This window comes from Termitidicoccus mucosus (genome assembly GCF_038725785.1).
In the GTDB taxonomy this organism is placed as follows: domain Bacteria; phylum Verrucomicrobiota; class Verrucomicrobiia; order Opitutales; family Opitutaceae; genus Termitidicoccus; species Termitidicoccus mucosus.
The window spans coordinates 1,028,954-1,053,057 of the sequence record NZ_CP109796.1 but is presented as its reverse complement, the minus strand read 5'-3'; the positions used below and the strand labels follow the sequence as shown (position 1 = coordinate 1,053,057).

Annotated in this window: 17 protein-coding genes; 14 read left to right on the top strand and 3 right to left on the bottom strand. The window is 61.9% G+C overall.

What is annotated here, in order from left to right:
* The first annotated feature begins 478 nt into the window (after nucleotides 1–478).
* The 3 genes from OH491_RS03605 (at nucleotide 479) to OH491_RS03595 (ending at nucleotide 4,364) form a co-directional block, all read left to right on the top strand.
* Nucleotides 479–1,753 carry a hypothetical protein gene (locus tag OH491_RS03605; RefSeq protein ID WP_145928625.1) on the top strand — a complete coding sequence of 425 codons (1,275 nt, stop codon included), beginning with the start codon at nucleotides 479–481 and terminating at the stop codon, nucleotides 1,751–1,753.
* Nucleotides 1,754–1,769: 16 nt separating this feature from the next.
* Nucleotides 1,770–3,056, top strand: a complete 1,287-nt coding sequence (locus OH491_RS03600) for a hypothetical protein (protein ID WP_145928626.1) — start codon at nucleotides 1,770–1,772, stop codon at nucleotides 3,054–3,056.
* Between the two features lie 549 nt (nucleotides 3,057–3,605).
* A complete protein-coding gene (locus tag OH491_RS03595; protein ID WP_068769300.1) occupies nucleotides 3,606–4,364 on the top strand; it encodes an SOS response-associated peptidase in 759 nt (252 codons plus the stop codon).
* Between the two features lie 31 nt (nucleotides 4,365–4,395).
* On the opposite strand, the gene OH491_RS03590 is transcribed toward OH491_RS03595, so the two are convergent.
* The gene (locus tag OH491_RS03590) at nucleotides 4,396–5,541 is read right to left on the bottom strand and encodes a glycoside hydrolase family protein (RefSeq protein ID WP_084442057.1); all 1,146 of its coding nucleotides are present in this window, start codon (nucleotides 5,539–5,541) and stop codon (nucleotides 4,396–4,398) included.
* Between the two features lie 169 nt (nucleotides 5,542–5,710).
* On the opposite strand from OH491_RS03590, the gene OH491_RS03585 reads away from it, so the two are divergent.
* The 6 genes from OH491_RS03585 to alaS all read left to right on the top strand — a co-directional run bounded on the left by OH491_RS03585 (nucleotide 5,711) and on the right by alaS (nucleotide 15,293).
* A complete protein-coding gene (locus tag OH491_RS03585) occupies nucleotides 5,711–6,778 on the top strand; it encodes a M42 family metallopeptidase (protein WP_068769302.1) in 1,068 nt (355 codons plus the stop codon).
* A gap of 93 nt (nucleotides 6,779–6,871) precedes the next feature.
* Entirely contained in the window at nucleotides 6,872–8,395 is a 1,524-nt protein-coding gene (locus tag OH491_RS03580; RefSeq protein WP_084441933.1) for a sulfatase, read from the top strand.
* Nucleotides 8,396–8,548: 153 nt separating this feature from the next.
* Entirely contained in the window at nucleotides 8,549–10,189 is a 1,641-nt protein-coding gene (locus OH491_RS03575) for a fumarate hydratase (RefSeq protein WP_068769817.1), read from the top strand.
* A gap of 135 nt (nucleotides 10,190–10,324) precedes the next feature.
* On the top strand, nucleotides 10,325–11,431 hold the full coding sequence (gene leuB / locus OH491_RS03570; RefSeq protein ID WP_068769303.1) for a 3-isopropylmalate dehydrogenase: 1,107 nt from the start codon (nucleotides 10,325–10,327) through the stop codon (nucleotides 11,429–11,431).
* Entirely contained in the window at nucleotides 11,431–12,237 is an 807-nt protein-coding gene (locus OH491_RS03565; RefSeq protein ID WP_068769304.1) for a transposase, read from the top strand. The genes leuB and OH491_RS03565 overlap by 1 nt, the downstream gene beginning before the upstream one ends.
* Entirely contained in the window at nucleotides 12,234–15,293 is a 3,060-nt protein-coding gene (gene alaS, locus OH491_RS03560; protein WP_334319129.1) for an alanine--tRNA ligase, read from the top strand. The genes OH491_RS03565 and alaS overlap by 4 nt, the downstream gene beginning before the upstream one ends.
* Before the next feature lie 211 nt (nucleotides 15,294–15,504).
* On the opposite strand, the gene OH491_RS03555 is transcribed toward alaS, so the two are convergent.
* Nucleotides 15,505–16,731 (bottom strand): serine hydrolase domain-containing protein, encoded by a 1,227-nt coding sequence (locus OH491_RS03555; protein WP_068769305.1) that lies wholly within the window; start codon nucleotides 16,729–16,731, stop codon nucleotides 15,505–15,507.
* Nucleotides 16,732–17,004: 273 nt separating this feature from the next.
* Between OH491_RS03555 and lepA the strand changes: the two genes are divergently transcribed.
* Together lepA and lepB are read left to right on the top strand one after the other, a co-directional pair.
* Nucleotides 17,005–18,804 (top strand): translation elongation factor 4, encoded by a 1,800-nt coding sequence (lepA, locus tag OH491_RS03550; RefSeq protein WP_068769306.1) that lies wholly within the window; start codon nucleotides 17,005–17,007, stop codon nucleotides 18,802–18,804.
* Between the two features lie 128 nt (nucleotides 18,805–18,932).
* A complete protein-coding gene (gene lepB, locus OH491_RS03545) occupies nucleotides 18,933–20,216 on the top strand; it encodes a signal peptidase I (protein ID WP_068769307.1) in 1,284 nt (427 codons plus the stop codon).
* A 305-nt stretch (nucleotides 20,217–20,521) separates the two neighbouring features.
* Here lepB and OH491_RS03540 read toward each other — a convergent pair whose 3' ends face one another.
* Nucleotides 20,522–20,986: a helix-turn-helix domain-containing protein gene (locus OH491_RS03540; RefSeq protein WP_145928627.1), complete on the bottom strand. Its 465-nt coding sequence runs from the start codon at nucleotides 20,984–20,986 to the stop codon at nucleotides 20,522–20,524.
* 299 nt (nucleotides 20,987–21,285) lie between these two features.
* Here OH491_RS03540 and OH491_RS28115 point away from each other — a divergent pair, with 299 nt between their 5' ends.
* The 3 genes from OH491_RS28115 to hutI all read left to right on the top strand — a co-directional run bounded on the left by OH491_RS28115 (nucleotide 21,286) and on the right by hutI (nucleotide 24,042).
* Nucleotides 21,286–21,492 carry a SlyX family protein gene (locus tag OH491_RS28115; RefSeq protein ID WP_084441934.1) on the top strand — a complete coding sequence of 69 codons (207 nt, stop codon included), beginning with the start codon at nucleotides 21,286–21,288 and terminating at the stop codon, nucleotides 21,490–21,492.
* Between the two features lie 194 nt (nucleotides 21,493–21,686).
* The gene (gene hemB, locus OH491_RS03535; RefSeq protein ID WP_334319130.1) at nucleotides 21,687–22,709 is read left to right on the top strand and encodes a porphobilinogen synthase; all 1,023 of its coding nucleotides are present in this window, start codon (nucleotides 21,687–21,689) and stop codon (nucleotides 22,707–22,709) included.
* Nucleotides 22,710–22,806: 97 nt separating this feature from the next.
* Nucleotides 22,807–24,042 carry an imidazolonepropionase gene (gene hutI, locus OH491_RS03530; RefSeq protein WP_342750862.1) on the top strand — a complete coding sequence of 412 codons (1,236 nt, stop codon included), beginning with the start codon at nucleotides 22,807–22,809 and terminating at the stop codon, nucleotides 24,040–24,042.
* The last annotated feature ends 62 nt before the right edge of the window (nucleotides 24,043–24,104 follow it).

The window sequence follows — 24,104 nt, the reverse complement described above, 5'->3', positions numbered from 1 at the left end:
ACTGGTCCGCTTCGTAGAGGTCACCTCTACGAAGCCCTCCCCATCTATTTAGCTGTCAATAAGGCACCCTGCCGGACGTTTACGCTATATCTAGCAAAAATGGGAAAGGAGACATTTTTGAGCCACTAAAGAGCCACTGAATGTAAAAAATAAACGTAACTCGTTGATTTTATCGTTCAAAAAAACGGGTTCGAGTCCCGTCCATCCCGCCAGTTTTTTAAGAGGCCGATTGCCAATGTGATATGCAATCGGCCTCTTTATTGTTCGATTCAGGTGACAACAAGTGCAACGAGATTTTGGAAACGCTGGCCAGAGTGAGCATCGGAGATTCGCGTTTGGGCGCGTAAAAGCAAAAAGCAAAATCCAATAATCAAGCGAGTTCCGAACCCAATTCCCTAACTGTCAGAAAATAAGAAGTCTTCTTTGTCGTTGCAATGAGACGTGGTGCGAGCAGTGCTTCTGGCACTTTTTCCAATCCATGAGCAAACCCTTGAAGTTGGTTTTAATCCTCTCGATTGCTATCAATGCGATCTGGTTGATCGGCGCTGCTGCGGGGTGGTTTTCGATTGGGACAGCAAAAGCATCCGGCAATGTTGGCCAGTCCGGCAACGGCGGCGGAGGAGACAGCACGCTTGCGCCGGAGACGGCGAAGGGGATGGTGGCATTGCTTTCGACGAGTGACGCAGCGGCATTGCGTGACCAATTGCGGGCACTCGGCCTGCCGAGTGATGTTGTGCGCGAAATCGTGTCGGCGCGCATCAGAAGCGGCTACGAGACGCGAAGGCGGGCAATTAGGGAATCTGCACAGCAGGCTGCGGCTCAACAGCCCTATTGGCGCAGCAAGATTTCGCACTCTTATATTGGACTTACTGCCGAGCAACTGAGTGAGATGACCTCGCTTTATCGCGAAGAGAGAAGTCAAATCACGCAAATCATGGGAAGCGACGGCGAAGTCCCCAGCCAAGCTCAGATAATTTTTTCGTTTCTACCGCCTGACAAGGCGCAGCAGTTCTCGGACATGGAAGGTGATTACCACGCCATGAGGCAGCAAATTCTCCAAGAGATGTCCGGATTTCGGATGTCCGGCGACAATGCGAAACTCAAGCTGCTTGATGATGAATATATGCGCGATGTTGCTGCCTTTCTGACTCCCGATGAAAAAATGGAAAACTCCCTTCGCAACTCGTTCGCCGCCCGCCAACTGCAATACGCGTTTTCCGATTTTAATGGAACGGAGGATGAATATAAAACCATTTTTGCGCTGCAAAACGGGATGAATGAAAAGTATCTGATAAACTCGATATATGGAAATCCGGATGATTCCGGCTTATCGAAGAGTGAGCGCGAAGCGGCGCAGAAGGAGGTCGATGCGCGGATAAAAGCAACCCTCGGCGACGAGCGTTACGCGGATTACCTGCGCGCGCAGCGCGGGGATTATAAATCGCTGCAAGCCGCCGCGCGGCGTTTCAATCTCAGCGCGGACACGGTCGCGCAAACCTATCAAATGCGTGACAACGCAGCGACCGAGGCGGCGCGCATTTCCGACGACACGAGCCTGAGCACCGAGCAGAAAAATGCGGCTTATACGGCGCTGACCGAGCAGACGACCGGACAAATCCGCGCGACGCTCGGCGATGACATTGGTGACGCCTACATCAACAATGCGCTTGCATGGCTGAAAAATCTGCCGAAGGGCGGAAACGTGAAAATTAACCCGGCGGGCAACGTGAAAGTGACGCAACCAAAACAATAGCCGCCTTGATTTCCCCATGAATAAACCCGCCGAGCTAGGTATGATTTTATCGATCGTGGTCAATGTTGTTTTGTTCGTCGGCTTCGAGGCAGGTTATATTTCGATTAAAAAATCATCCGTCGATGGCACGCCGCCCAAGCACAAGGACAGCAACGTGTTTTCTTCGGAGGCGGCAAAAGCAACAAAGGCATTGCTCACGACGGATGACATGACGGCGTTGCGCGACACATTGCGGACGCTTGGCCTGCCGGATGATGTTGCGAGGGAAATCGTGAAAGCGCGCATCGCGAGCCGTCACACGGCTCGCCTTCGAGAAATCGGCTATGCGGCGCTGGAGGCCGCGAGGCAGCCGTATTGGCGCCCCAAGCGAAACTATACGGGTGGGTTGCTCGGTTACTCGTCCGAGCAAAACCAGGAAATGAGGGATATAAACAGGGAGGTGGAAAACGAAGTCACCCAGCTTTTCGGCACGGACAAAGCATCCGCTTCCGTTTCGAAATATGCATTTCTGCCACCGGAGAAATCAATGCAGTTGAGCGAATTGGAAAGCGATTATCTCGATTTGAAGATTCGTGCATCCATTGAAATGGCCGGCTTTGGGATGCCCGGTGACGAAGAGAAACTAAAATTGATAGATAAAGAGAACGAGCGCGACAAGCTCGCCTTGCTGACACCGGAGGAAAAAGAGGCGGACGAGCTTCGCAATTCATCCACCGCCAGGCGAATGAAGGACAATCTCGCGGGTTTTGACATGTCGGAGGAGGAATACAAGGCCATCTTTGCGTTACGTCACGCGTTGGATGAAAAATTTTACGACAGCATAGCGTGGCGTGTGGCAGCTCTCGGCGGCGGCCTATCGGAGCTTCGGAAAGCGCGCGATGAGGAGCAAAAGAGCGTGGAGGCGCGGATAAAGGACATGCTCGGCGATGCGCGTTACGCGGAGTATGTGCGCGGGCAGCGCCAGGATTACCAATCGCTGATCGCTGCCGCTGAGCGCTTCAATCTCGGCGCGGATACCGTCGCGCAGACCTACCAAGTGCGCAACGACACGGCGAGCGAGGCGAAACGAATTTCCGATGACGCCATCCTGAGCAACGATCAGAAAAATGCGGCGTATGCCGCGCTCGCGGAACAGGCGTCCGCGCAAATCAAGTCGGCGCTGGGTGATGATGTCGGCGATGCCTATATCAACAACGCGCTCGCGTGGCTGAAAAACCTGCCGAAGGGCGGAAACGTGAAAATTGACGCGAAGGGAAATATAAGCGTGTCGCAGCCAAAACCGGCGTCACCGCCAAAAAAATAGCACAGCCGTGGCTCCGCTGCCGTTGAACGGATTGGAACGCATAAGTCCGTAAGAAATCATAGATACGGGTATCGACTATTTTAGGTTGCGCGCATTCCTTTTGATTGTGCGACAAAATCACTCGACGGTGATACTGTTGCCCGCTTTGACGGGGGAGCGTGGCGTGTCTGTTACGTTTTCGAACAAGCTCAAAGCCTGCGCACCGCGTCAGTTGCACTGACTTTCCAAGATGGGCTGATAAACCGTACTCCTGATTTAAGCGAAAAATGCGGAGAACCGACAGGCAGGACGACCGCGCTCCCGCAGGCGGGCGATTTTGATGAATAAGGCAGGATCAGTGATCCGGCATGCCCAGAAAGGCGGTCTCCGTCGCATAGTCGAAAAGCGGAATTTGAAGTCTCTGGCGGCACGGGTGCGGCGTCCGAAATCAAGGAGCCTTGCGGGAAAATTGATTGCGGGAGCCCGGCGGCGCTTGTTCGTTGTCGAAATGCCAAAAACGGTTGCGATGAAAAAGGCTGATGCCGCCACGGGTGCCTGGAGGCGCGGCTGATGTGCGGACGTTACACTTTGCGCGATCCGGCTGGTGTGGCCCGGGCTTTGTCGCGCTTGGGCGCGGATATGCCGGACGACGAGTATGAACAAGAATGGCGGCCGCGCTATAATGTCGCGCCGACGCAGTCCATGCCCGTCATTTGCCGCGGGTCGCGAGGCAATCGGCAAATCGAAACATCGCTGATGCGCTGGGGCATCACGCTGCGCCCGGCGGGCGAGGAAAAACAGCGTCTGCTCATTAACGCGCGCGCCGAGTCCGCCTGGCAAAAACCTTCCTTCCGCGCCAGTTTGCAATATCGCCGCTGCATCATCCCGGCGGATGGTTTTTTCGAATGGCGGCGCGTCGCAGGGACCGGGGCAAAGGCGGAAGGCGAACCGTATTTCATCCGTCGGCGCGACGACATGCCAATGTGGCTGGCGGGCTTTTTCGAGGAGCCGGCGGGGGAAGGCGGCGACTCTGCCTTCGTCATCATGACGACCGGGCCAAATGCCGTGATGGCGGCCATCCATGATCGCATGCCGGTCATCCTGGCGGAGGATTCCGCGCGCGCATGGCTCGGCGCCGTCGCGGACGCCGCCAGCGCCACTGGCGCCGTGCTGCCGCGGCTGTGTGTGCCGTGGCAGCCGGACGACCTTGTGGCCACCGCCGTCGGGCCGGCGGTCAATAATACCAGAAACGATCATGCCGGCTGCCTTGTCCCGTCCGCAGAGGCGGCGCGGCACGGCGATGGCCAGGGTTTGCTGGCGCTTGATTGAGCTATGTTTGGACGGTGCGCGCCCGCGCCGGTCAAGGCGGCGTGATTTTGAATATAAAGCTGCTGGCGGTCATGTATTTTCCTCCCTGCGCAGCCGTGAACAGGTAGTCGGGGCGGCCGTTTTTCAGCAACAACTGCGGGCGCTCGAAACGTCCGTAGCGGCTCAGATGCCTGGGCGCGGGAGGTTCGTTCAGGGCATAGGCGTCCGCTCCGTAATAGGCGATCCGGGGATGGGAAAAATGCACGCCGTCGGCCGATTCAAGCAGCAGACCGGCGAAATGGTCATAGAAGCCCATGTCGCGGCAGATCAATTTGAACCGGCCGTCTTCAAGCCAGAGAAACGCATCCTCCAATTGCATGTTTTTTTCGATGCGGGAAAAATCGATCACCGGATTGCCGGTGTATTTTATAAATGGACCCTCTGGCTGTTCGGCCATGGCGAGTCCGTAGCGCCGGTTGCCTTTGATGCGTTCGGATTTTGGCGCGTTGAAATACTCGTCGCGATTGATGCCTTTATAATATAGCCAATAGTTTCCGTCGGGATGACGGAGGACGGCGGGATTGGTGTTGCACAGGTCGTCCCATGCGCCGGACGGACCGGGCTGGAGCAGCGGCTCGTCGCAGCGCGTCCACGGGCCGAAGGGGGAGGCGGCCACCGCGAAGCCGATGCGTTTGCTCGCCAGCCGGCCGTCGGAGGTGCCCATGTAATACAGATAATATTTCCCGTCGAAGCGATGGATGGTCGGATTATGGCAGGTGGTGGCGTCGAAATGGCCGGGACGCGGAGCGAGGACGACACTCTGGAACTCGAAAGGCGCTTCGGGCGAATCGGCGACGGCATGCGCGATCTCGCATTTGCTTATCCAGCCGCTCATGCCGTGGCGCGCGGGCCAGCGCGAGTAATAAACATGCACGCGCCCCGCCTCGTCATAAATCGGGCTGTTGCACCAGACATAATAATCCTCGGTTTCGAGCGCGCGTCCCACCGGGCGGAGGCGGCGGCTGAAGTCCGAGATGGCGTCGGGCGGGTAGCGGCCCGGGGGCGGAGCGGAGGGCAGGGCCGGCGCGCCTGCGGGGCCGGCGGCAGGGCAGGGGAGGCGATTGAGGGCGAACGCGCCGCCGGCAAGGGCGACGGTTTGGAGAAAGCTGCGGCGGGTGGTGCGGGCAGGGTGGTGCATGACCGCAGCGTCGGCCATCCGGCGCGGGCGTTCAAGCGCGGCGGATACGGAGCGTCAGGAAAGCAAGATTCGTGGCGACCCGCGGGAGGCGATTAGCGGGCGCGTGCGCTTCCGCGCCGGCGATTTTCTACTCGCTACCCGCTACGCGCTACTCACTACTTTTCTCATCATGCCAAAATATCACGCGCCTGAATTTCTCGCCGAACTCCTTCACGCCCGTTCACCGTCGGGCTACGAGTTCGAGGCCCAAGCCGTCTTCGACAAGCATGTTCGCCCTGCCGCCGACACCTACGAAAAGGACGCGATGGGCAACCGCATCGCCACGCTCAATCCCTCCGGCGACCCCGTCCTCATGCTCGCCGGGCACATGGACGAGCTCGGCCTCATCATCACCTATGTGAACAAGGACGGTTTTATTTATTTCGACACCATCGGCGGGCACGACCGCGTGATGATTCCCGGACGCCGCGTCATCATCCAGACCGCGAACGGCCCGGTCAAAGGCGTCACCGGCAAGCGTGCCATTCACCTGATGGACGAGGGCGACCGCAAGAAAGTCCCCGAGATTCACGAAATCTGGATCGACATCGGCGCGCGCTCGAAAAAGGAGGCGCTCGGGCGCGTGTCCATCGGCGACGTGGCGACCTACGACCACGAGTTCGAGCTGATCCACGGCAGCGTGGGCGCGGCGCGCGCGTTCGACAACAAGGTCGGCGCCTACACGGTCGGCGAGGTGCTCGTCCGCCTGTCGCAACAAAAGAAAAGGCCCGCCGCCAAAGTCGTCGCCGTGGCGACCGCGCAGGAGGAAATCGGCGTGCGCGGCGCGACCACCGCCGTGTATGCGGTCAACCCGCACATCGCCATCGCCGTCGATGTCGGCCACGCGACCGACCATCCCGATTGCGACAACCGCAAATACGGCGAAACCAAGCTCGGCGCCGGCCCGATTCTCTGTCGCGGCGCGAACATCAACCCGAAGGTTTTCGAGCGGCTCCTGAAATGCGCGAAAAGGCTCGGCATCCCCCACCAGTTCGAGGCCGATCCGCGCCCGACCGGCACCGACGCCCGCGCCATCCAGATGGGTCGCGGCGGTGTGGCGACCGGACTGGTGTCGATTCCCCTGCGCTACATGCACACTCCGAGCGAAATGGTGGACCTCGCGGACGTGGAGAATTGCGTGAAACTCCTCACCGCGTTCGCCCTTTCGCTTGAAAAAGGCGACTACGCGCACTGGTGAGCGCGGTGCGGGCGGCATCTTGCGCTGGTTCTGACTGTAACGCTTGGTGCGTGTTGGCCGGCCCCCGTCCCCCGGAGCAAGGATGTCCGTCCTATGTCGTTTCCCCGCTCATCCCACCTGCCGCCCGTCTCCCGTCTCCTGACCTCCGCCGCCGCCCTCGGCACACTCGCCCAGATGCACGCCGCGCCGTCGGCCTCCCCCGCGGCGTCGCGTCCGATGAACGTGCTCTTTCTCGTGGCGGACGACCTGCGCACCGAGCTTGCCATCTACGGCAGCCCGAAGGCGCTCACGCCCAACCTCGACAAACTCGCCCGCCAGGGCGTGCGTTTCGAGCGCGCCTACTGCCAGTATCCGCTTTGCGGACCGTCGCGCGCGTCGATTCTCACCGGGCGGCGTCCCACGACCAGCGGCCTTTATGGCAACCGCGAGTGGTTCGGCGCGAGCTTTCCCGACTGGATGAGCCTGCCGAAGTATTTCCGGCAGCAGGGTTACGACTCGATCCGCGCCGGAAAGATCTTTCATGGCGGCATCGACGACACCGAGGCCTGGACCGAGGGCGGCGAGGTGCGGCTGCACAACAACAAGATCAACACAGCCCCGCCGCAATACGTGCCCCCCGCCGCCACCCGCGCCCACGAGACCACCATGCGCCGCGCCGACAATTCCCGCGCCGCCTACTCCGACCGCTGGGAGGCCGTCGAAGGCGAGGCTACCGCGCAGCTCGGTGACACCCGCGCCGCCAACCGCACCATCGCGAGCCTGCACCGCGCCGCGGAGACCGGGCGCCCGTTCTTCATCGCGTGCGGCATGGTGAAACCGCACTCGCCGCTCGTCGCCCCCAAGGAGTTTTTCGACCTCTACCGCGTGGAGGACATGCCCCTCCCGCCGGATTTTGCCGCCCGCCCCACCGTGCCGCCGGGTTTCCCCGCCGGCGCCATCCGCCCGAACAACGCCGACCTCTTCATCAACCGCGACGCCTCGCCCGACGAGGCGCGCGCCATGATCCGCGCCTATCTCGCATGCGTGAGCTATGTCGACTGGAACATGGGCCGCGTGCTCGCCGAACTCGACAGCCTCGGCCTGCGCGAAAACACGATTGTCGTTTTCTGGAGCGACCACGGCTACCAGCTCGGCGAAAAAGGCAAATGGTCGAAAGCCGGCTCGCTCTGGGAGCAGGGCACGCGCGTGCCGTTCATCATCCACGACCCGCGCGCCAAGGGCAACGGCCGCAGCTCGCCGCGCATCGTCGAGTTGCTCGATATTTACCCGACGCTGGTTGACCTTTGCGGCCTTCCGTCCGCGCCCGGGCTCGAGGGCGCGAGCCTGCGCCCCTTGCTTGACGATCCGGACGCCGCTTGGGACCGGCCCGCCTACACGCTCTGGAACGAACACGGCAAAGGCATCACGGGCATCGCGGTGCGCACCGAGCGCTGGCGTTACGCGGAATTTTTCGGACGCGGCGCGGGCGCGATGCTCACCGATCCGGTCAACGATCCGCACGAACTGAAAAACCTCGCCGACGATCCCCGCCACGCGGACGTGGTGGCGAAGCTGCACGCGCTCGCCGCCGCGCAGGTCGCCGGAAAAACGGAATTGTCCGCCCCGCCGGAAAAGTGAGGCAGGCACGCATGGTAGCGGGGCGAAAGCGTGACGGGTTTTGGGTTTCCGGCATTTTTCTAATCCGCCGTCGCGCCGGTGCTTCTGCCCGCGCGCACGCTTTATTTTCCCCTTCCCGTCCCGCCGCCGCCCTGCCAAGCTCCACAGTTTACCATGGCAACTCCTCCCTTCTTTTACCAAGACACGTTCCCGCTTGGCGCGGACGACACTGAATATCGCCTTCTCTCGAAGGAAGGCGTCAGCACCGTCACCATCGACGGCAAGGAACTCGTGAAGGTCGCCCCCGAGGCGCTCGCCTTCCTCGCCGAGCAGGCGATGCACGACTGCTCCTTCATGCTGCGCCCCAAGCACCTCGCGCAGGTCGCCGCCATCCTCAAGGACCCCGAGGCGTCGGAAAACGACCGCTACGTCGCGCTCACCATGCTCAAGAACGCCGAGATCGCCGCCCAAGGCATCCTCCCGTTTTGCCAGGACACCGGCACCGCCACCATCGTCGGCAAAAAAGGCCAGCAAATCTGGACCGGCGTGGACGACGCCGAACACCTCTCGCGCGGCATCTACGAATGCTACACCAAGGAAAACCTCCGCTACTCCCAAACCGCCGCGCTCGACATGTACAAGGAGGTCAACACCGGCACAAACCTCCCCGCGCAGATCGACCTCTACGCCACGCCCGGCGCGGACTACAAATTCCTCTTCGTCGCCAAGGGCGGCGGCTCGGCCAACAAGACCTATCTCTATCAGGAAACCAAGGCCCTCCTGAACCCCGCCTCCCTCGAAAAGTTCGTCGCCGAGAAAATGAAATCCCTCGGCACCGCCGCCTGCCCGCCCTACCACCTCGCCTTCGTCATCGGCGGCACCAGCGCCGAGACCTGCCTGAAAACCGTCAAGCTCGCCTCGACCAAATACTACGACTCGCTCCCCACCACCGGCAACGAGCACGGACGCGCCTTCCGCGACCTCGAAATGGAGGCAAAAATCCTGAAAATGGCCCAGCAATCCGGCATCGGCGCGCAGTTCGGCGGCAAATACTTCGCCCTCGACGTCCGCGTCGTCCGCCTCCCGCGCCACGGTGCGAGCTGCCCCGTCGGCCTCGGCGTTTCCTGTTCCGCCGACCGCAACATCAAGGCCAAGATCAACAAGGACGGCATCTGGCTCGAAAAAATGGAGGCCAATCCCGGCCGCTTCATCCCCGAGGAGCACCGCGTCATCAAGGACGACAACATCGTGCGCATCGACCTCAACCAGCCGATGGAGGAAATCCGCGCCACGCTCTCGAAATATCCCGTCACCACGCGCATCGCCCTCAACGGCACCATCATCGTCGGACGCGACATCGCCCACGCCAAGCTCAAGGAGCGCATCGACTCCGGCCAGGGTTTGCCTGACTACGTCAAGAAGCACCCCATCTACTACGCCGGCCCCGCCAAGACCCCGAAAGGCTACGCCTCCGGCAGCTTTGGCCCGACCACCGCCGGCCGCATGGACAGCTACGTCGATCTCTTCCAGTCGCAAGGCGGCTCGATGGTGATGATCGCCAAGGGCAACCGCAGCCAAGCCGTGACCGACGCCTGCAAGAAACACGGCGGCTTCTACCTCGGCAGCATCGGCGGCCCCGCCGCGATCCTCGCCAAGGAAAACATCAAGAAAGTCGAACTCCTCGAGTATCCCGAGCTCGGCATGGAAGCCATCTGGAAAATCGAGGTGGAGGACTTCCCCGCCTTCATCCTCGTGGACGACAAGGGCAACGACTTCTTCGTCAACGGCTGCGCCGCCTGCGCCGGCGGCAAATAAATCCGGCCGGTCGCGATTGACCGCAAACGGCCCGGCCTCGCGCCGGGCCGTTTCATTTTTCGCGGACGCCGCGCCCCGCAAAAATTCCCTTTCCCTCCACCCGGCGGCGCGATAGCCATTACCCTTTTTCCACTCATGCCGACACTTAAATTCGCCGTTCTTCCCGGAGACTACATCGGGCCCGAGGTCATGACCGAGGCCCTTCGCGTGCTCGAGCACGTTGCCAAGTCCGCCGGGCATTCGCTCGACTACAAAATCGCCGACGTCGGCGGCGCGGGCATCGACAACCACGGCAAGGCGCTGCCCGACTCCACGCTCGCGCTCTGCCGCGAGGCCGACGCCATCCTCTTCGGCTCCGTCGGAGGCCCGAAATGGGAAAAGCTGCCGCCCGCCGAGCAACCCGAGCGCGCCGCGCTCCTCCCGCTGCGCAAGGCGTTCAGCCTCTTCGCCAACATCCGTCCCGGCCTGCTCTACAAGGACCTCGTTGACGCCTCGCCGCTCAAGCCCGCGCGCATCCCGAACGGCATCGACATCGTCTGCATCCGCGAGCTCACCGGCGGCATTTATTTCGGCCAGCCGAAAACCACCATCACGCTCGAGAACGGCGAGCGCCAGGCGTGCGACACCATGGTTTACAAAACCAGCGAGATCGAGCGCATCGCCGAGACCGCCGCCGTCACCGCGCGCGCGCGCGGCAAACGCGTCTGCTCCGTGGACAAGGCCAACGTCCTCGAAACCTCCGTCCTCTGGCGCAAGACCGTCACCGATTATTTCGCGAAAAAGCACCCCGACATCGCGCTCACGCACATGTATGTGGACAACGCCGCCATGCAGCTCGCGCGCGACCCGAACCAGTTCGACGTGCTCTTCACCGAAAACATGTTCGGCGACATCCTTTCCGACGAGATGGCGGTCATCTGCGGTTCGCTCGGCATGATGAGCAGCGCCTCGCTCGGCACCGGCGTGAACAGCCACGGCAAACCCTTCGGCCTCTACGAACCCGCGGGCGGCACCGCGCCCGACATCGCCGGCAAGGGCGTTGCGAATCCCTGCGCGCAAGTCCTCAGCGCCGCGCTGATGCTCCGCTACAGTTTCGGCCTCGCCGACCTTGCCGCGAAGATCGAGGCCGCCGTGCGCAAGACGGTCACGCAGGACGGCGTCCGCACCGGCGACATCGCCTTCGGCCGCCCCTCGGTGGGCACCAAGGCGATGGCGGATGCCATCATCGCGAACCTGAACTGATGCGTAGCGAAGGAGCCAACGCAACCGCGACAGCGACTGGGAGCGCCGGCATCCTGCCGGCAGTCTCTCCGCGTTGGTATTCCCGCGGCTATCTGCCGCACTACGAAGACGACCTGCACATCCAGGCCATCACCTTCCGCCTTCACGATAGCGCCCCTGAGAAAATCATCGACGAGTGGCGGCATGCCCTTGCCATTGAACTGTCATCTCCCGCGCACGGCACCCCTGCCACGCGGCAGGCGGCGGGCCTTCAACAACACATCGAAGCCGAACTCCACCGCCGCATCCTTGCCTACGAAGACGCCGGACACGGAGCGTGCCACCTGTGCGACCCGCACATCGCCGACCTCGTCCAAAACGCGCTGCTTCATTTCGACGGTCAACACTACCGTCTGCTGGCTTGGTATGTGATGCCCAACCATGTCCATGTCGTCATCGAGCCGATTTCCTCGCATCGGCCGTCGGAAATCGTGCATTCGTGGAAATCTTTCACGGCCAATGCGGCCAACAAACACCTGAGCCGCAGGGGAGATTTTTGGATGCGCGAATATTATGACCGTTACATTCGCAACTCCGCGCACCTCGCCAACGCCATTGCCTACACGGAAAGCAACCCCGTGAAAGCCGGTTTGGTGGCGGACAAAGCCGACTGGTGTTGGAGCAGTGCCAATAGGGAGCGCCAGCGTTTCACCGGCGACTGCCGGCAGGATGCCGGCGCTCCCAGTCGCTGTCGCGCCATCGCCTCCCCATTTCCACATCTCCGCCTTTTACTACAACTCGCTATTTCACCACACTCTTTCCCATGACCTCCGCCCAAATCCGCCAGTCGTTTCTCGATTTCTTCGCGAAGCAAAAGCACACTGTCGTGCCGTCCTCGTCGCTCATGCCCGACTCGCCCGGCCTTCTGTTCACCAACGCCGGCATGAACCAGTTCGTCCCCATTTTCCTCAACGAGCGCAAACCCGACGTCTCCCGCTGGCCCGGCGTCGTCCCCGCGTCCGACACCCGCGCAACCGACACCCAGAAATGCATCCGCGCCGGCGGCAAGCACAACGACCTCGACGACGTCGGCTGGGACACCTACCACCACACCATGTTCGAGATGCTCGGCAACTGGTCCTTCGGCGACTACTTCAAGCGCGAGTCTCTCACCTGGGGCTGGGAACTGCTCACCAAGGTATGGGGCATCCCCGCCAAACGCCTCTTCGCCACCGTCTATTCGCCCGACAAATCGAAGAACGATCCCGCCGATTTCGACCAGGAGGCGTATGACATTTGGGCCGGCCTCTTCCGCGCAGCCGACCTCGATCCCTCCGTCCACATCGTCAACGGCAACAAAAAGGACAACTTCTGGATGATGGGCGAAACCGGCCCCTGCGGTCCCTGCTCCGAGATTCACTTCAACCTTCTCCCCTCCGACGACGAGACTGCCGGGCGCGCCCTCGTCAACGCCGGCTCCCCCCGCTGCATTGAAATCTGGAACCACGTCTTCATCCAGTTCGCCGCGCAAGCCGACGGCACCTTCTCGCCGCTCCCCGCCCGCCACGTGGACACCGGCATGGGCTTCGAGCGTGTCGCCGGCATTTACGCGACCACCAAAGGTTTCAAGGATTTCTCCGCCGAGCCTTCCAATTATAATGCCGACGTTTTTACCTCGCTTTTCACCGCCATAGAAGCGCTCTCGGGAAAAAAATACGGACGCACCGTCCCCGCCAGCCGCGAGAAAGTCACGGAGCAGGAGCGCATCGACATCGCCTTCCGCGTCCTCGCCGACCACGCCCGCGCCGTCTCGTGCGCCATCGCCGACGGCATCCTGCCGAGCAACGACGGACGCAACTACGTCATCCGTCGCATCCTCCGCCGCGGCATTTTATACGGACGCAAAGACCTCGGCCTCGAAACAGGCTTTTTCGCGAAACTCGTCCCCGCCGTCGTCGGCTCGCTCGGCGATGTGTTTCCCGAATTGAAACAACAACAGCAACTCATCGAGCGCGTGATCCGCACCGAGGAGGAGTCCTTTGGCAAAACCCTCGACCGCGGGATCGCGCTCATCACCGAACAGATGAACGCCCAACTCACCGCCGCCCAGCTCCTCCGGGCCGCCTCCGGCATGAACGGCGAGAATATCCCGCGCGATCTCAAGGATCCGGTCAAGACCCTCATCGATGTCCTCGAAACCGATGCGTTCCTCCGTCAGGTATTTACGCAGGCATTGCTTCCCCTCGTTAATCTTCCCGAAGGCGCCCGCGTCACTCGTGAGGCTATCGCGCATCCCGGCGCCGCTGTCGCCGAGCTCCTCATTCCCATCCTCTCCGGAACCACATCGGAAACCGCCGGCCTGCGCAGGCGGCTGCTCGACGCCGTCAATATCATTCCCGGCCGCGTCGCCTTCACACTTTACGATACCTTTGGGTTCCCGCTCGACATGACGCAGCTCCTCGCCGCCGAACGAGGGCTCGGCGTCGATATTGACGGCTTCAATGTCGAGATGGAAAAACAAAAAGCACAGGCCCGCGCCGCGCAGAAAAAGGAGATCATCACCGTCTCCGGCGACGATGCCGGTGCCGCCAACGCCAAGCCGACCCTCTTCACCGGCTTCGACTACACCCACACGCAAAACGGACGGACGCCCGCGACTCAACACGCCACGCTCATCGACGTGGTCGAAAGCGCCGGCCTCACCTACCTCGTTTTCGACCGCACGCCCTTTTATGCGGAAATGGGCGGGCAGGTCGGCGACATCGGCACTGTCACGATTGGCGACGCCACGTTCGCCATCACCGATACCATCAAGGACAAGGCCGGGCGCCATCTGCACCTCCTCACCGACGCCTCCGCCCGCGCCCTGCCCGCGGGCAACTGCAACGCCGCCGCCACGCTCGCCGTCGATCTCGAACGCCGTCGCCAGATTCAGCGTCACCACACCGCCACGCACCTCCTGCACTGGGCGCTTCGCGAGGTCCTCGGCACGCACGTCCGCCAGGCCGGTTCCTCCGTCCATCCCGATTACCTCCGCTTCGACTTCGCGCACTTCGAGCAGGTCAAGCCCGACCAACTCCAGAAAATCGAACACCTCGTCAACGCCCGCATCCTCGAAAACGCCCTCGTCAGCACCACCGAAGTCGCGCACGCCGACATCGCCGCGCGCAAGGACATCAACCAGTTCTTCGGCGACAAATACGGCGACCGCGTCCGTGTCGTGCAGATCGGCGGCGCGCCCGGCGCGCTCGACGGCTACTCGATGGAACTCTGCGGCGGCACGCACACCGCCGCCACCGGCGAACTCGGCCTCGTGAAAATCACGCTCGAAAGCGCCATCGCCGCCGGCACCCGCCGCATCGAGGCGGTCGCCGGCGCGCCCGCCCACGCGCTTGTCGCCGCGCACGAAACCCTTCTCAAGGAATTCGGCGGCCGCATCCAGGCCGGTCCGCAGGATCTCCTCAAAAAACTCGACGCCGTGCTCGCCGCCAAGGCCGACATCGAGAAGCGGATCAAAACCTACGAGCAGCGCGCCGCCGCCAGCCTCGCCGACGAACTCGCCGCGAAAGCCGTGGCCGCGCCCGATGGCCTGAAACAGGTCACCGCCGTCGTGTCGGTCGAAACGCCCGACGCCCTCCGCGCCCTTGGTTCGCAAATCATCACGAAGCTCGGCGAAGGCATCGTGCGCCTCGGCGCGGCCTTTGGTGAAAAGGCCACCGTCGTGGCCTTTTGTTCGCCCGCCGCGATCAAGGCGGGCCATCAAGCCGGCAAAATCGTGGCCGAACTCTGCGCGAAGCTGGACGGCAAAGGCGGCGGCAAGCCCGACTTCGCCATGGGCGGCGGCAAATCCCCCGACAAGCTCGCCGGGGTGTTGAAAAACTGAAGGCTGAAACCGTTTCCGAACGAGATTTATCCTTTTTGGAGAGACGGCCTCCGTACCGTCCGTTACAGGTGGCCGAGGACGGCACGGAGGCCGTCCCAAAAGGATAACAACATCTAGCACTACTCCGTTAAGTAAGAACTATGACGAGTCGAGGATGATTCCGGAGCGGGTGAAGCGGGTTTGGCAGCGCGGGCAAAGGACCCGCGCGCGGTTATTTCTCGGCGCGCGGCCGGGCGAGTTCCCTCGCCTGTTTTTCGAGGGCGGGGCGGATTTTTTCGCCGTCCGGCCCGCCCCATTTGGCGATTTTCTGGACCATAAAAACCGTCACCAAATTGTCCTCGGGCCAGACCATGAACTGGGTGGCGTAGGCGCCGCCGTGCCCGAACCTGCCGCTGGACTGAAGGGTGAGGCCGAGACCGTAGGCGGCTTTGCCGGGCGGAGTCTGGCGGCGGGTCATCTCGGCGACGGCGGCCTCGCTGAGGAGGCGTTGGCCGTTGAAAACGCCCTTGTTGAGCAGAAGTTGTCCGAAGTACGCGACATCCCGGGCGGTGGAAAACAGGCCGCCGGCAGGCATGGGGTGGCGGTTGACGCGGTCGTCGAGCGGGTAGCGGAGCTGGGAGACGGGCTGCGGGGTAAGCGTGCGTTTTTCGGGGTCGCCCTTGTAGCTGGTGGCGAGGCGGGTGAGTTGTTCGCCGGCCGGCCAGAAGGTGGTGTCTTTCATGCCGAGGGGGTCGAAGAGGCGTTTTTGGAGGAAAGTTTCGTAGGGCATGCCGGTGACGATTTCGATGATGCGCCCGGCGGTGTTGATGCCGGCGTTGGCGTAGGAGTAGTCGGAGCCGGGTTCGAAGAGGAGATCGACGGAGGCGTAGAGTTCGGCGCATTTCGCGAGCGGGAGAAGGTCGAGCGTGGGCTTTTCGGCGGAAGCCGAGAAGCGGAGGCCGGCGGTGTGGCTGAGGATTTGGCGGACGGTGATGGAGGTTTTGCGGAAGGTGACGGCGCCGTCGGCGGCTTGTGGCGGGGCGGAGGCGCCGGGGAGGGCGCTGGTGAGGTTGGTGACGTTGGCGAGTTTTTCAGCGGCCTTTGGGACGATTTTTTGCGGGGCATCGAAGGCGGGGATGTATTTGGAAACGGGGTCGTCGAGGGAGACTTTGCCTTCGTCAACGAGCATCATGAGAGCGGCGGCGGTGACGGGCTTGGACATGGAGGCGATCCAGAAGAGGGTGTCGGTGCGCATGGGGCTTCCGGAGGCGATGTCGGCGAGGCCGGCGGCTTCGCAATCGAGGATTTTATCACCGCTGGCGGCGAGGAAGACGGCGCCGGCCAGCGTGCCGTCGGCGACATAGGGCCAGGCGGTGTCAGCGAACGGCCCGGCGGGCAGGCGCAGCGCGGGCGCGAGCGCCAGAAGCATGGCGAGGATGCAGAGGGGGCTTTTTTTCATAGGCGGGGAGGAGGGATTTAAGGCAGGCTTTTGAGTGAGAATATACCGGTTTTCAATCACCAACCTGCACAGGGCTCATCACGCCCTCCCTCGTTTGCCGGCGGCATCCGCCCTTTTGCCTTGGCATCACTTTCGTGGCACATTCCCGCTGCGGCGCCCAACCTTTCGGGTTGAAAACCTCCCGGCGCCCCCGCACTTTCGACCTTTTGCAAAATCCAGACACGCCCGCGCCGCTCTCCGCCGCCGGTTTTGTCTGCCGCACCAACTGTCCGTATGGAAGAACTCCTGACCCGCAATTTCTGCATCATCGCCCACGTCGATCACGGCAAGACGACGCTCTCCGACCGCCTGCTCGAATACACCAACACCGTCGCCCAGCGCATCCTCACCGACCAGCATCTCGACGCGATGGACCTCGAGCGCGAACGCGGCATCACCATCAAGAGCCATCCCGTCACCATGAGCTACCCGGCCAAGGACGGCCGCGTTTACAAACTCAACCTCATGGACACGCCCGGCCACGTCGATTTTTCCTACGAGGTTTCCCGGTCGCTCGCCGCCTGCGAAGGCGCGCTCCTCCTCATCGACGCCGCGCAGGGCGTCGAGGCGCAAACCGTCGCCAACGCCCACCTCGCCACCGCGCAGGAGCTGAAAATCATTCCGGTCATCAACAAAATCGACCTCCCCTCGGCCAACCTCGAACTCTGCCTCAAGCAGCTCGAGGACATCCTCATGATCCCCGAGGACGAGGCCATCCTCGCCAGCGGCAAATCCGGCATCGGCATCGAAGACATCCTCGAGGCCGTCGTCAGCCGCATCCCGTCGCCGCGCTGGCGCGACCACCCGCACACCCGCGCCCTGGTTTTCGATTCCATCTACGACTCCTACCGCGGCGTCATCACCTACATGCGCGTCTTCTCCGGCGCGCTGAAAGCGGGCGACCAGATGATGCTCATGAGCACCGGCCAGAAATCCGAGGTCAAGGAGGTCGGCATCTTCACCCCGAAAATGCAGAAGACCGACTCCCTCGGCGAAGGCGACGTCGGCTACCTCGTTTCCAACATCAAGGACACCTCCGAGGTCAAGGTCGGCGACACCGTCACGCTCGCGCGCCAGCCCGCCATCGAAATGCTCCCCGGCTACAAGGAAGTCCGCCCGATGGTTTTCTGCGGCCTCTACCCGCTCGAGTCGAACGACTACGAAAAACTCAAGGCCGCCCTCGGCCGCCTCCGCCTCAACGACGCCGCCTTCCTCTACCAGTCCGAAAGCTCCGTCGCCCTCGGCTTCGGTTTCCGCTGCGGCTTCCTCGGCCTTCTCCACATGGAAATCATCCAGGAGCGCATCCGCCGCGAGCACGACGTGGAAATCATCTCCACCTATCCCAGCGTCGTTTACCGCGTCATGACGCACGGCGCCGCCGACTACATCGAAGTGGACAACCCCGTCCTCCTGCCCGATCCCGGCACCATCGACGAAATCTCCGAGCCCACCATCAACGCCGCCATCCACATCCCCAACGACAGCATGGGCGACATCCTCGCCCTCATCATGGAAAAACGCGGCACCGTCGAGCACACCGACACCCTCGACCACACCCGCGTGATGCTCACCTGCGTCCTCCCGCTCAACGAAATCCTCGTCGATTTCAACGACCGCCTGAAAAGTCTCACGCACGGCTACGGCTCCATGGACTACGAACTCGGCGACTACCGCCCCGCCGACCTCGTGAAAATGGACATCCTCATCAATGGCGACCCCGTGGACGCGTTCTCCAGCATCGTGCATCGCGAGAAAGCCGAGGGCAAAGGCCGCGAGCTTTGCGAACGCCTCGCCGAAATCATCCCGCCGCAGATGTTCAAAGTCGCCATTCAGGCGGCCATCGGCGGCAAGATCATCGCCCGTGACAACGTCCGCGTCCTCCGCAAGGACGTGACCGCGAAATGCTACGGCGGCGACATCACCCGCAAGCGCAAGCTCCTCGAAAAGCAGAAGGAGGGCAAAAAGAAGATGAAGCTCATCGGCAAAGTCTCCATCCCCCCCGACGCCTTTATCCAGGTGCTGAAAAACAACTAGGCGGCTTCGCCGCCAGTTTAAGTCGAAAGTTTAAGCACAAACCACTGCATTCTCGCCGCCGCTACTCTCCGCTTCGACCGCCGCACCATCGCGCCTCCTTCCTCTTCAACTTCAAACTTAAATCCCCCATGTTCGGCCTCTTCCAATCCGTCGAAAAACAAATGCGCTCCAACGCCCGCAACTGGCTCGAACTCTCGGACAAGATTTACCATTACCGCCGCGACGAACTCACCGACACCGACCTCTCCGATCTCCAGAAAAAAGCCGGCGCTCTCCGCATGCATCTTCAAGAACGCGCCGAGGGCGGCCGGCTGAAGTTCGACATCGAGGCGCTCGAGCCCGTCTTGCGCCGCGTCGGCGGAAAGTTTTACCCGCGCTCCGGCTGGCAGGAATGGATCGAGTTCCTCGTCGTCGCCGCCATCGTCATTCTCGCCTGCCGCCAGTATTTCTTCCAGCCCTTCAAGATTCCCACGAACTCGATGTGGCCCACCTACAACGGCATGGTCCCCGAAGTCCACGCCACGCCCGCCGACGAACCTGCCGCCGCGAGCCGTCTCATCCGCAAAGCCGCCTTCGGCGCCTCCGCCTACCGCATCGACGCGCCCGCCGACGGCGAGGTGCTCATCCCCATCCAGAGCAACGGCGTCCCGCTCTGGCGTCCCACCAAGGGCCGCCACTGGCTCGTCCTTCCCCAGGCCCAGAAAGCCTACGATCTCGTGGTTGGCGACCAGATCGTGACGGTCAGCGTCCCCGAGGATTTTGATTTTGGCTGGATGCTCAAGGACACCTTCGCGCCTGGGCAGACCGACTACTCCGCAGCGCTCCGCAATTGGCTGAACGACAGAAAATATTCCGACCGCATGGTCACCACCGCCGACGGGCGGACCGTCCCTTTGCGCTTCATCCACACCGGCAAGACCGTGAAAAAAGGCGAGCGCGTCCTCTCCTTCGACATCGTCACCGGCGACCAGCTTTTTGTCGACCGCATGAGCTACCACTTCGTGCGTCCCAAGGTCGGCTCCGGCTTTGTCTTTCGCACCGACAACATCGAAGGGCTCATGGCCGGCGGCAGCAAACCCAGCTACTACATCAAACGCCTCGCCGGCGAGCCCGGCGACACCCTCGAGATCCGCCCGCCCGTCCTTTATCGCAACGGCGGTCCCATCACCGGCGCGCAAGCCTTCGATGACAACGCCGCCCGGCACGGGCGCTATCGCGGCTACATCAACACCGGCCTGCTCGGCCAGGGCTCGCCCTACACGGTATCAGAAAACGGATACATCGCGCTCGGCGACAATTCCAACAACAGCCTCGACAGCCGCATGTGGGGCGAAGTCCCGAAGAAAGACGTCGTCGGCCGCCCGCTCTGGGTTTTTTATCCCTTCACCAGCCACTGGGGCTCGGCGAAATAACCGCGGGAGTCCCGCCGCCGACCGGCCCGCGCGATCTTTTTGGAGGGACAGCCGCCGTGCCGTCCGCGCCCACCCAAACCGGACGGCACGGCGGCTGTCCCTCCAAAGGTCAAAACATAAAGAAAAATCAGGGCACCCCGGCAGAAAATCTCCCCCTCCGCAGGATGAAATCCCTCTCTGCAACCGCAGTGCGGCGGTGTGCCACCGTCCTTGCCATGCAGTTCGGCATCGCGGCCGCCCGGGTCTCCGCGGTCACAAAGGTGACCGTCGGAAACTCTTTCCCGGCAAGAAGCCGGGCGCAAAACTTACGATGCGCCCGGGGCGGACTCGTCTTTGTCCTGTTCGATCAGTTTGCGGATATTCTCGATCACCGCGATGATCTCGGGGTGGGAGACGGCAAAGTAAAGGGTGCGAATCTGGTTCACGTTGAGGTGCTCGCCCATGACGGACTGCGCGAGAAGGTCGGCGGCCTCTTTCTCCGTGGCGCGATATTGGGCGATGCGTTCATGGGCATCGGCGGCGCTTTGCTCGTTGGTCAGATTGATTCCGCTGATCGATTCGAGCCAGAGAAGGGCGACACTCTTGGTTTCGGGCGAGGTCGTGTCATAACCCATCATCAGCATCAATTCAGCGATGGTTTTGAATTTTACCGGGCGTCCGCTCTCGACATTGATCACCGTATTCCGGTGACAGCCAGCAAGTTTCGCAAGGCCATCGTGAGTAAGACCTTTGGATTCTCTTAAAGTCCTGAAAAGCTGTGTGTAGTTCATATTATTAGAAGGTGAATTAATTTACATTTTTTTATACTTGTCAATACGCGCGTCGGTTGAATGTCAGAAAAAAGTATTATGCTTAATGCTAAGTATATTAATTATATATCGGCTTGTTATTTTAGACATTGCGCATGAGTGCATGTTTAGTCCATCCAGACAAGATTATTTTGATGAATGAGGAATTTGGAAATCTGGCGGCAATGGAAGGCTGGATTTATTACCTGTTGTAATATGGCGAAATACGTTACCCTCGTTAAGTTTTGACTGAAATCGGGCAGCTGCTACGATGGCTGGCAATGAATGCCGAAACACTGCAACGAATGGCCCGGGTGGAAGAGCGATTGGCATGGCTGGAGCGGCATATGACAGAACAGGACAAGGTAATGCTGGAGTTGACAGAGACATTGGATCGACTGCGTCGCGAGGCAGAGGTTTTGCGTCGGAGGGTGGGCGACGGAATAAATTTACATCCACAAGAAGAGGAACGTCCACCGCATTATTAGTAAAATGAACGTAATAGCATCTCGGATAAGGATGTCGTTTGTCATAAGAGTGTTAATAAAGTTGGAAAAGGACGGGTTTGCAGGGGATTCGGATTCAGGTGTGTTCCTCGGACCGATGGCTGCGGTTTTTTGAATTTCAACCCGCCCGCCGCCGTGATTGGTTATGCCACACACGCCACTTACAAATTTCCACCATGTCTGGTTCATTCAAACTCGATCTTCCCGTCCGTCCCCGCCGTCTCCGCCGCACCGCCGGCATCCGCGCCCTCGTGGAAGAAACCACGCTTCGCCCCGCGGACTTCATCGCGCCGCTCTTTGTCATTGATGGCAAGGCCGCGCCCGAGCCGGTGGGGTCGATGCCCGGCGTCGAGCGGCTCAATATCGCCGACCTCGTGAAGGAATGTCGCGGACTTCTGAAAACCGGGGTGCGCGCCGTGGCGCTGTTTCCCAAGATCGATCCGCGCCTGAAGAACGATCACGGCACGGCCGCGCTCGACGAGGACGCGCTCATTCTCCGCGCCGTCCGCGCCGTGAAAAAGGCCCTGCCGGAACTCGTGGTCATCACCGATATCGCGCTCGATCCCTACACCACGCACGGACACGACGGATTACTCACGTCCGACGGCGCCGACGTGGCCAACGACGCCACGGTGGAGGTGCTCGTGAAAATGTCCGTGCTGCATGCGCGCGCCGGCGTCGATTTCGTGGCGCCGTCCGACATGATGGACGGACGCATCGCCGCCATCCGCCGCGCGCTCGATGCGGCGGGCTGCGAGCAGACGGCGATCATGGCCTATTCGTCGAAATTTGCCTCGGCTTTTTACGGACCGTTCAGGGATGCCGTCGGCAGTTCGAAAGCGGCCGACTCCGCGCCGCTCGACAAGCGCACCTACCAACTCAGCCCGGCCAACCGCCGCGAGGCCGTCGTCGAGGCGTTGCTCGACGAAAGCGAAGGCGCGGACGCGCTCATGGTCAAGCCCGCCGGCCCGTATCTCGACATCATCCGAGAGGTGCGCGACGCCACGCGCAAGCCGCTCGCCGCTTATCAGGTTTCCGGCGAATATGCGCAGCTCCACGCCGCCGCGAAACTCGGCTGGCTCGACTTGGAGCGCACCGCGATGGAGTCGCTTCTCGCCATCAAGCGCGCAGGCGCGGACATGATCCTCACCTACTTCGCAAAAACCGCGGCCCGGCTGCTTCAAGGCGGCGGAAAGTAGGCCGGGCTGCCATTAACAATGCGCCGGCGCTCCTTTTCGTTGTTGATCGCATACGGGGCTTGTCGTGGCGCAGTCACTTGTCGCAAATATCCGGGTCATGACCCCGCCGCCCGCCGATTCCGCCGCCCACGCGCCTCTCCTCATCCGCAACGCCCGTGTGCTCACGCTGGCCGGGGCGCAAACACCGAGGCGTGGCGCGGCGCTGCGCGAACTGGGCGTGATTCCGCAAGGCGAGGTGCTCGTGGCGGATGGCCTCATCGCGGCGGTTGGCGAAAAAGTGGATGTCCCGCCCGACGCGCGCGTGATTGACGCGCTCGGGCGCGTGCTCATGCCGGGATTTGTCGACTGCCACACGCATGCGTGCTGGGCGGGCGACCGGCTCGACGAATGGGAGCGCTTGATGCGCGGCGAGTCCTACGAGGAAATCCTGCGCAAGGGCGGCGCCATCCATGCGACCGCGCGGGCCGTGCGCGAGGCAACGCGCAATCAGCTCTCGGCCAACTTGCGCGCGCGGCTGGAGGAGGCGTTGCGCGGCGGCACCACGACCATCGAGGTCAAGAGCGGCTACGGACTCACGGTCGAGGCCGAGTTGAAAATGCTGCGCGCCATCCAGCGCGCGGCGGGCGAATGGCCGGGCACGGTGGTGCCGACGGCGCTGATCGGCCACGCCTTCGAGGGCAACCTCGACGACTACGTGAAACTGGTCGTGCGCGACCTGCTGCCGGAGATCATCCGCGAGTTTCCGGGCATTGCAGTGGACGCGTTTTGCGAGCCCGGCGCGTGGACGGTCGAGGCATGCGTGAAACTTTTTGAAAAGGCGCGCAAACGCCACCCGATCCGCGTGCATGCCGACTGGTGGAAACCGTCGGGGATGATTCCCGAGGCGGTACGCATGCACGCGCTCAGCGTGGATCACCTGGAGTCGTCAACCCGGGCCGATCTCGAACTGCTTGCCGGCTCGGGCACGTTCGGCGTGGTGCTGCCGGCGACGGCGTTTCACGCCGGCGGGCGTTTCGCGAGCGCGGCGTTTTTCGTGGACCAGGGCGGGGCGCTCGCGCTCGCGACGAATTGCAACCCCGGCACCGCGCCGACGCTCTCGATGCCGCTGGTCATCGCGCTGGCCGTGCGATTCTGCGGGCTTTCACCGGAGGAGGCGATTGTCGCGAGCACGGCGAACCCGGCGGCGTTGCTGGGTTTTTCCGACCGGGGCACGATCGAGGCGGGCAGGCGCGCGGATTTGATCCTGCTGCATCACAAGGACGAGCGCCTGCTCGCGCACGAATTCGGCGGCAATCCGGTCGCCCAAGTCATCTGCGGCGGGCGGCTGGTGTAGGGCCAGCCGTGCCCGCGCCACGCTCGCGATCCTTCATACCATTTACGAATGAAAATCAGACT

What these genes read in the sequence shown, in the direction of transcription:
- OH491_RS03595 (WP_068769300.1), top strand. Translation starts at nt 3,606, where the DNA reads ATGTGCGGACGTTACACTTTGCGCGATCCGGCTGGTGTGGCCCGGGCT.
- OH491_RS03590 (WP_084442057.1), bottom strand. Translation starts at nt 5,541, where the DNA reads ATGCACCACCCTGCCCGCACCACCCGCCGCAGCTTTCTCCAAACCGTC.
- OH491_RS03585 (WP_068769302.1), top strand. Translation starts at nt 5,711, where the DNA reads ATGCCAAAATATCACGCGCCTGAATTTCTCGCCGAACTCCTTCACGCC.
- OH491_RS03540 (WP_145928627.1), bottom strand. Translation starts at nt 20,986, where the DNA reads ATGAACTACACACAGCTTTTCAGGACTTTAAGAGAATCCAAAGGTCTT.
- OH491_RS03565 (WP_068769304.1), top strand. Translation starts at nt 11,431, where the DNA reads ATGCGTAGCGAAGGAGCCAACGCAACCGCGACAGCGACTGGGAGCGCC.
- OH491_RS03605 (WP_145928625.1), top strand. Translation starts at nt 479, where the DNA reads ATGAGCAAACCCTTGAAGTTGGTTTTAATCCTCTCGATTGCTATCAAT.
- lepA (WP_068769306.1), top strand. Translation starts at nt 17,005, where the DNA reads ATGGAAGAACTCCTGACCCGCAATTTCTGCATCATCGCCCACGTCGAT.
- leuB (WP_068769303.1), top strand. Translation starts at nt 10,325, where the DNA reads ATGCCGACACTTAAATTCGCCGTTCTTCCCGGAGACTACATCGGGCCC.
- OH491_RS28115 (WP_084441934.1), top strand. Translation starts at nt 21,286, where the DNA reads ATGAATGCCGAAACACTGCAACGAATGGCCCGGGTGGAAGAGCGATTG.
- OH491_RS03600 (WP_145928626.1), top strand. Translation starts at nt 1,770, where the DNA reads ATGAATAAACCCGCCGAGCTAGGTATGATTTTATCGATCGTGGTCAAT.
- OH491_RS03580 (WP_084441933.1), top strand. Translation starts at nt 6,872, where the DNA reads ATGTCGTTTCCCCGCTCATCCCACCTGCCGCCCGTCTCCCGTCTCCTG.
- lepB (WP_068769307.1), top strand. Translation starts at nt 18,933, where the DNA reads ATGTTCGGCCTCTTCCAATCCGTCGAAAAACAAATGCGCTCCAACGCC.
- hutI (WP_342750862.1), top strand. Translation starts at nt 22,807, where the DNA reads ATGACCCCGCCGCCCGCCGATTCCGCCGCCCACGCGCCTCTCCTCATC.
- alaS (WP_334319129.1), top strand. Translation starts at nt 12,234, where the DNA reads ATGACCTCCGCCCAAATCCGCCAGTCGTTTCTCGATTTCTTCGCGAAG.
- hemB (WP_334319130.1), top strand. Translation starts at nt 21,687, where the DNA reads ATGTCTGGTTCATTCAAACTCGATCTTCCCGTCCGTCCCCGCCGTCTC.
- OH491_RS03575 (WP_068769817.1), top strand. Translation starts at nt 8,549, where the DNA reads ATGGCAACTCCTCCCTTCTTTTACCAAGACACGTTCCCGCTTGGCGCG.
- OH491_RS03555 (WP_068769305.1), bottom strand. Translation starts at nt 16,731, where the DNA reads ATGAAAAAAAGCCCCCTCTGCATCCTCGCCATGCTTCTGGCGCTCGCG.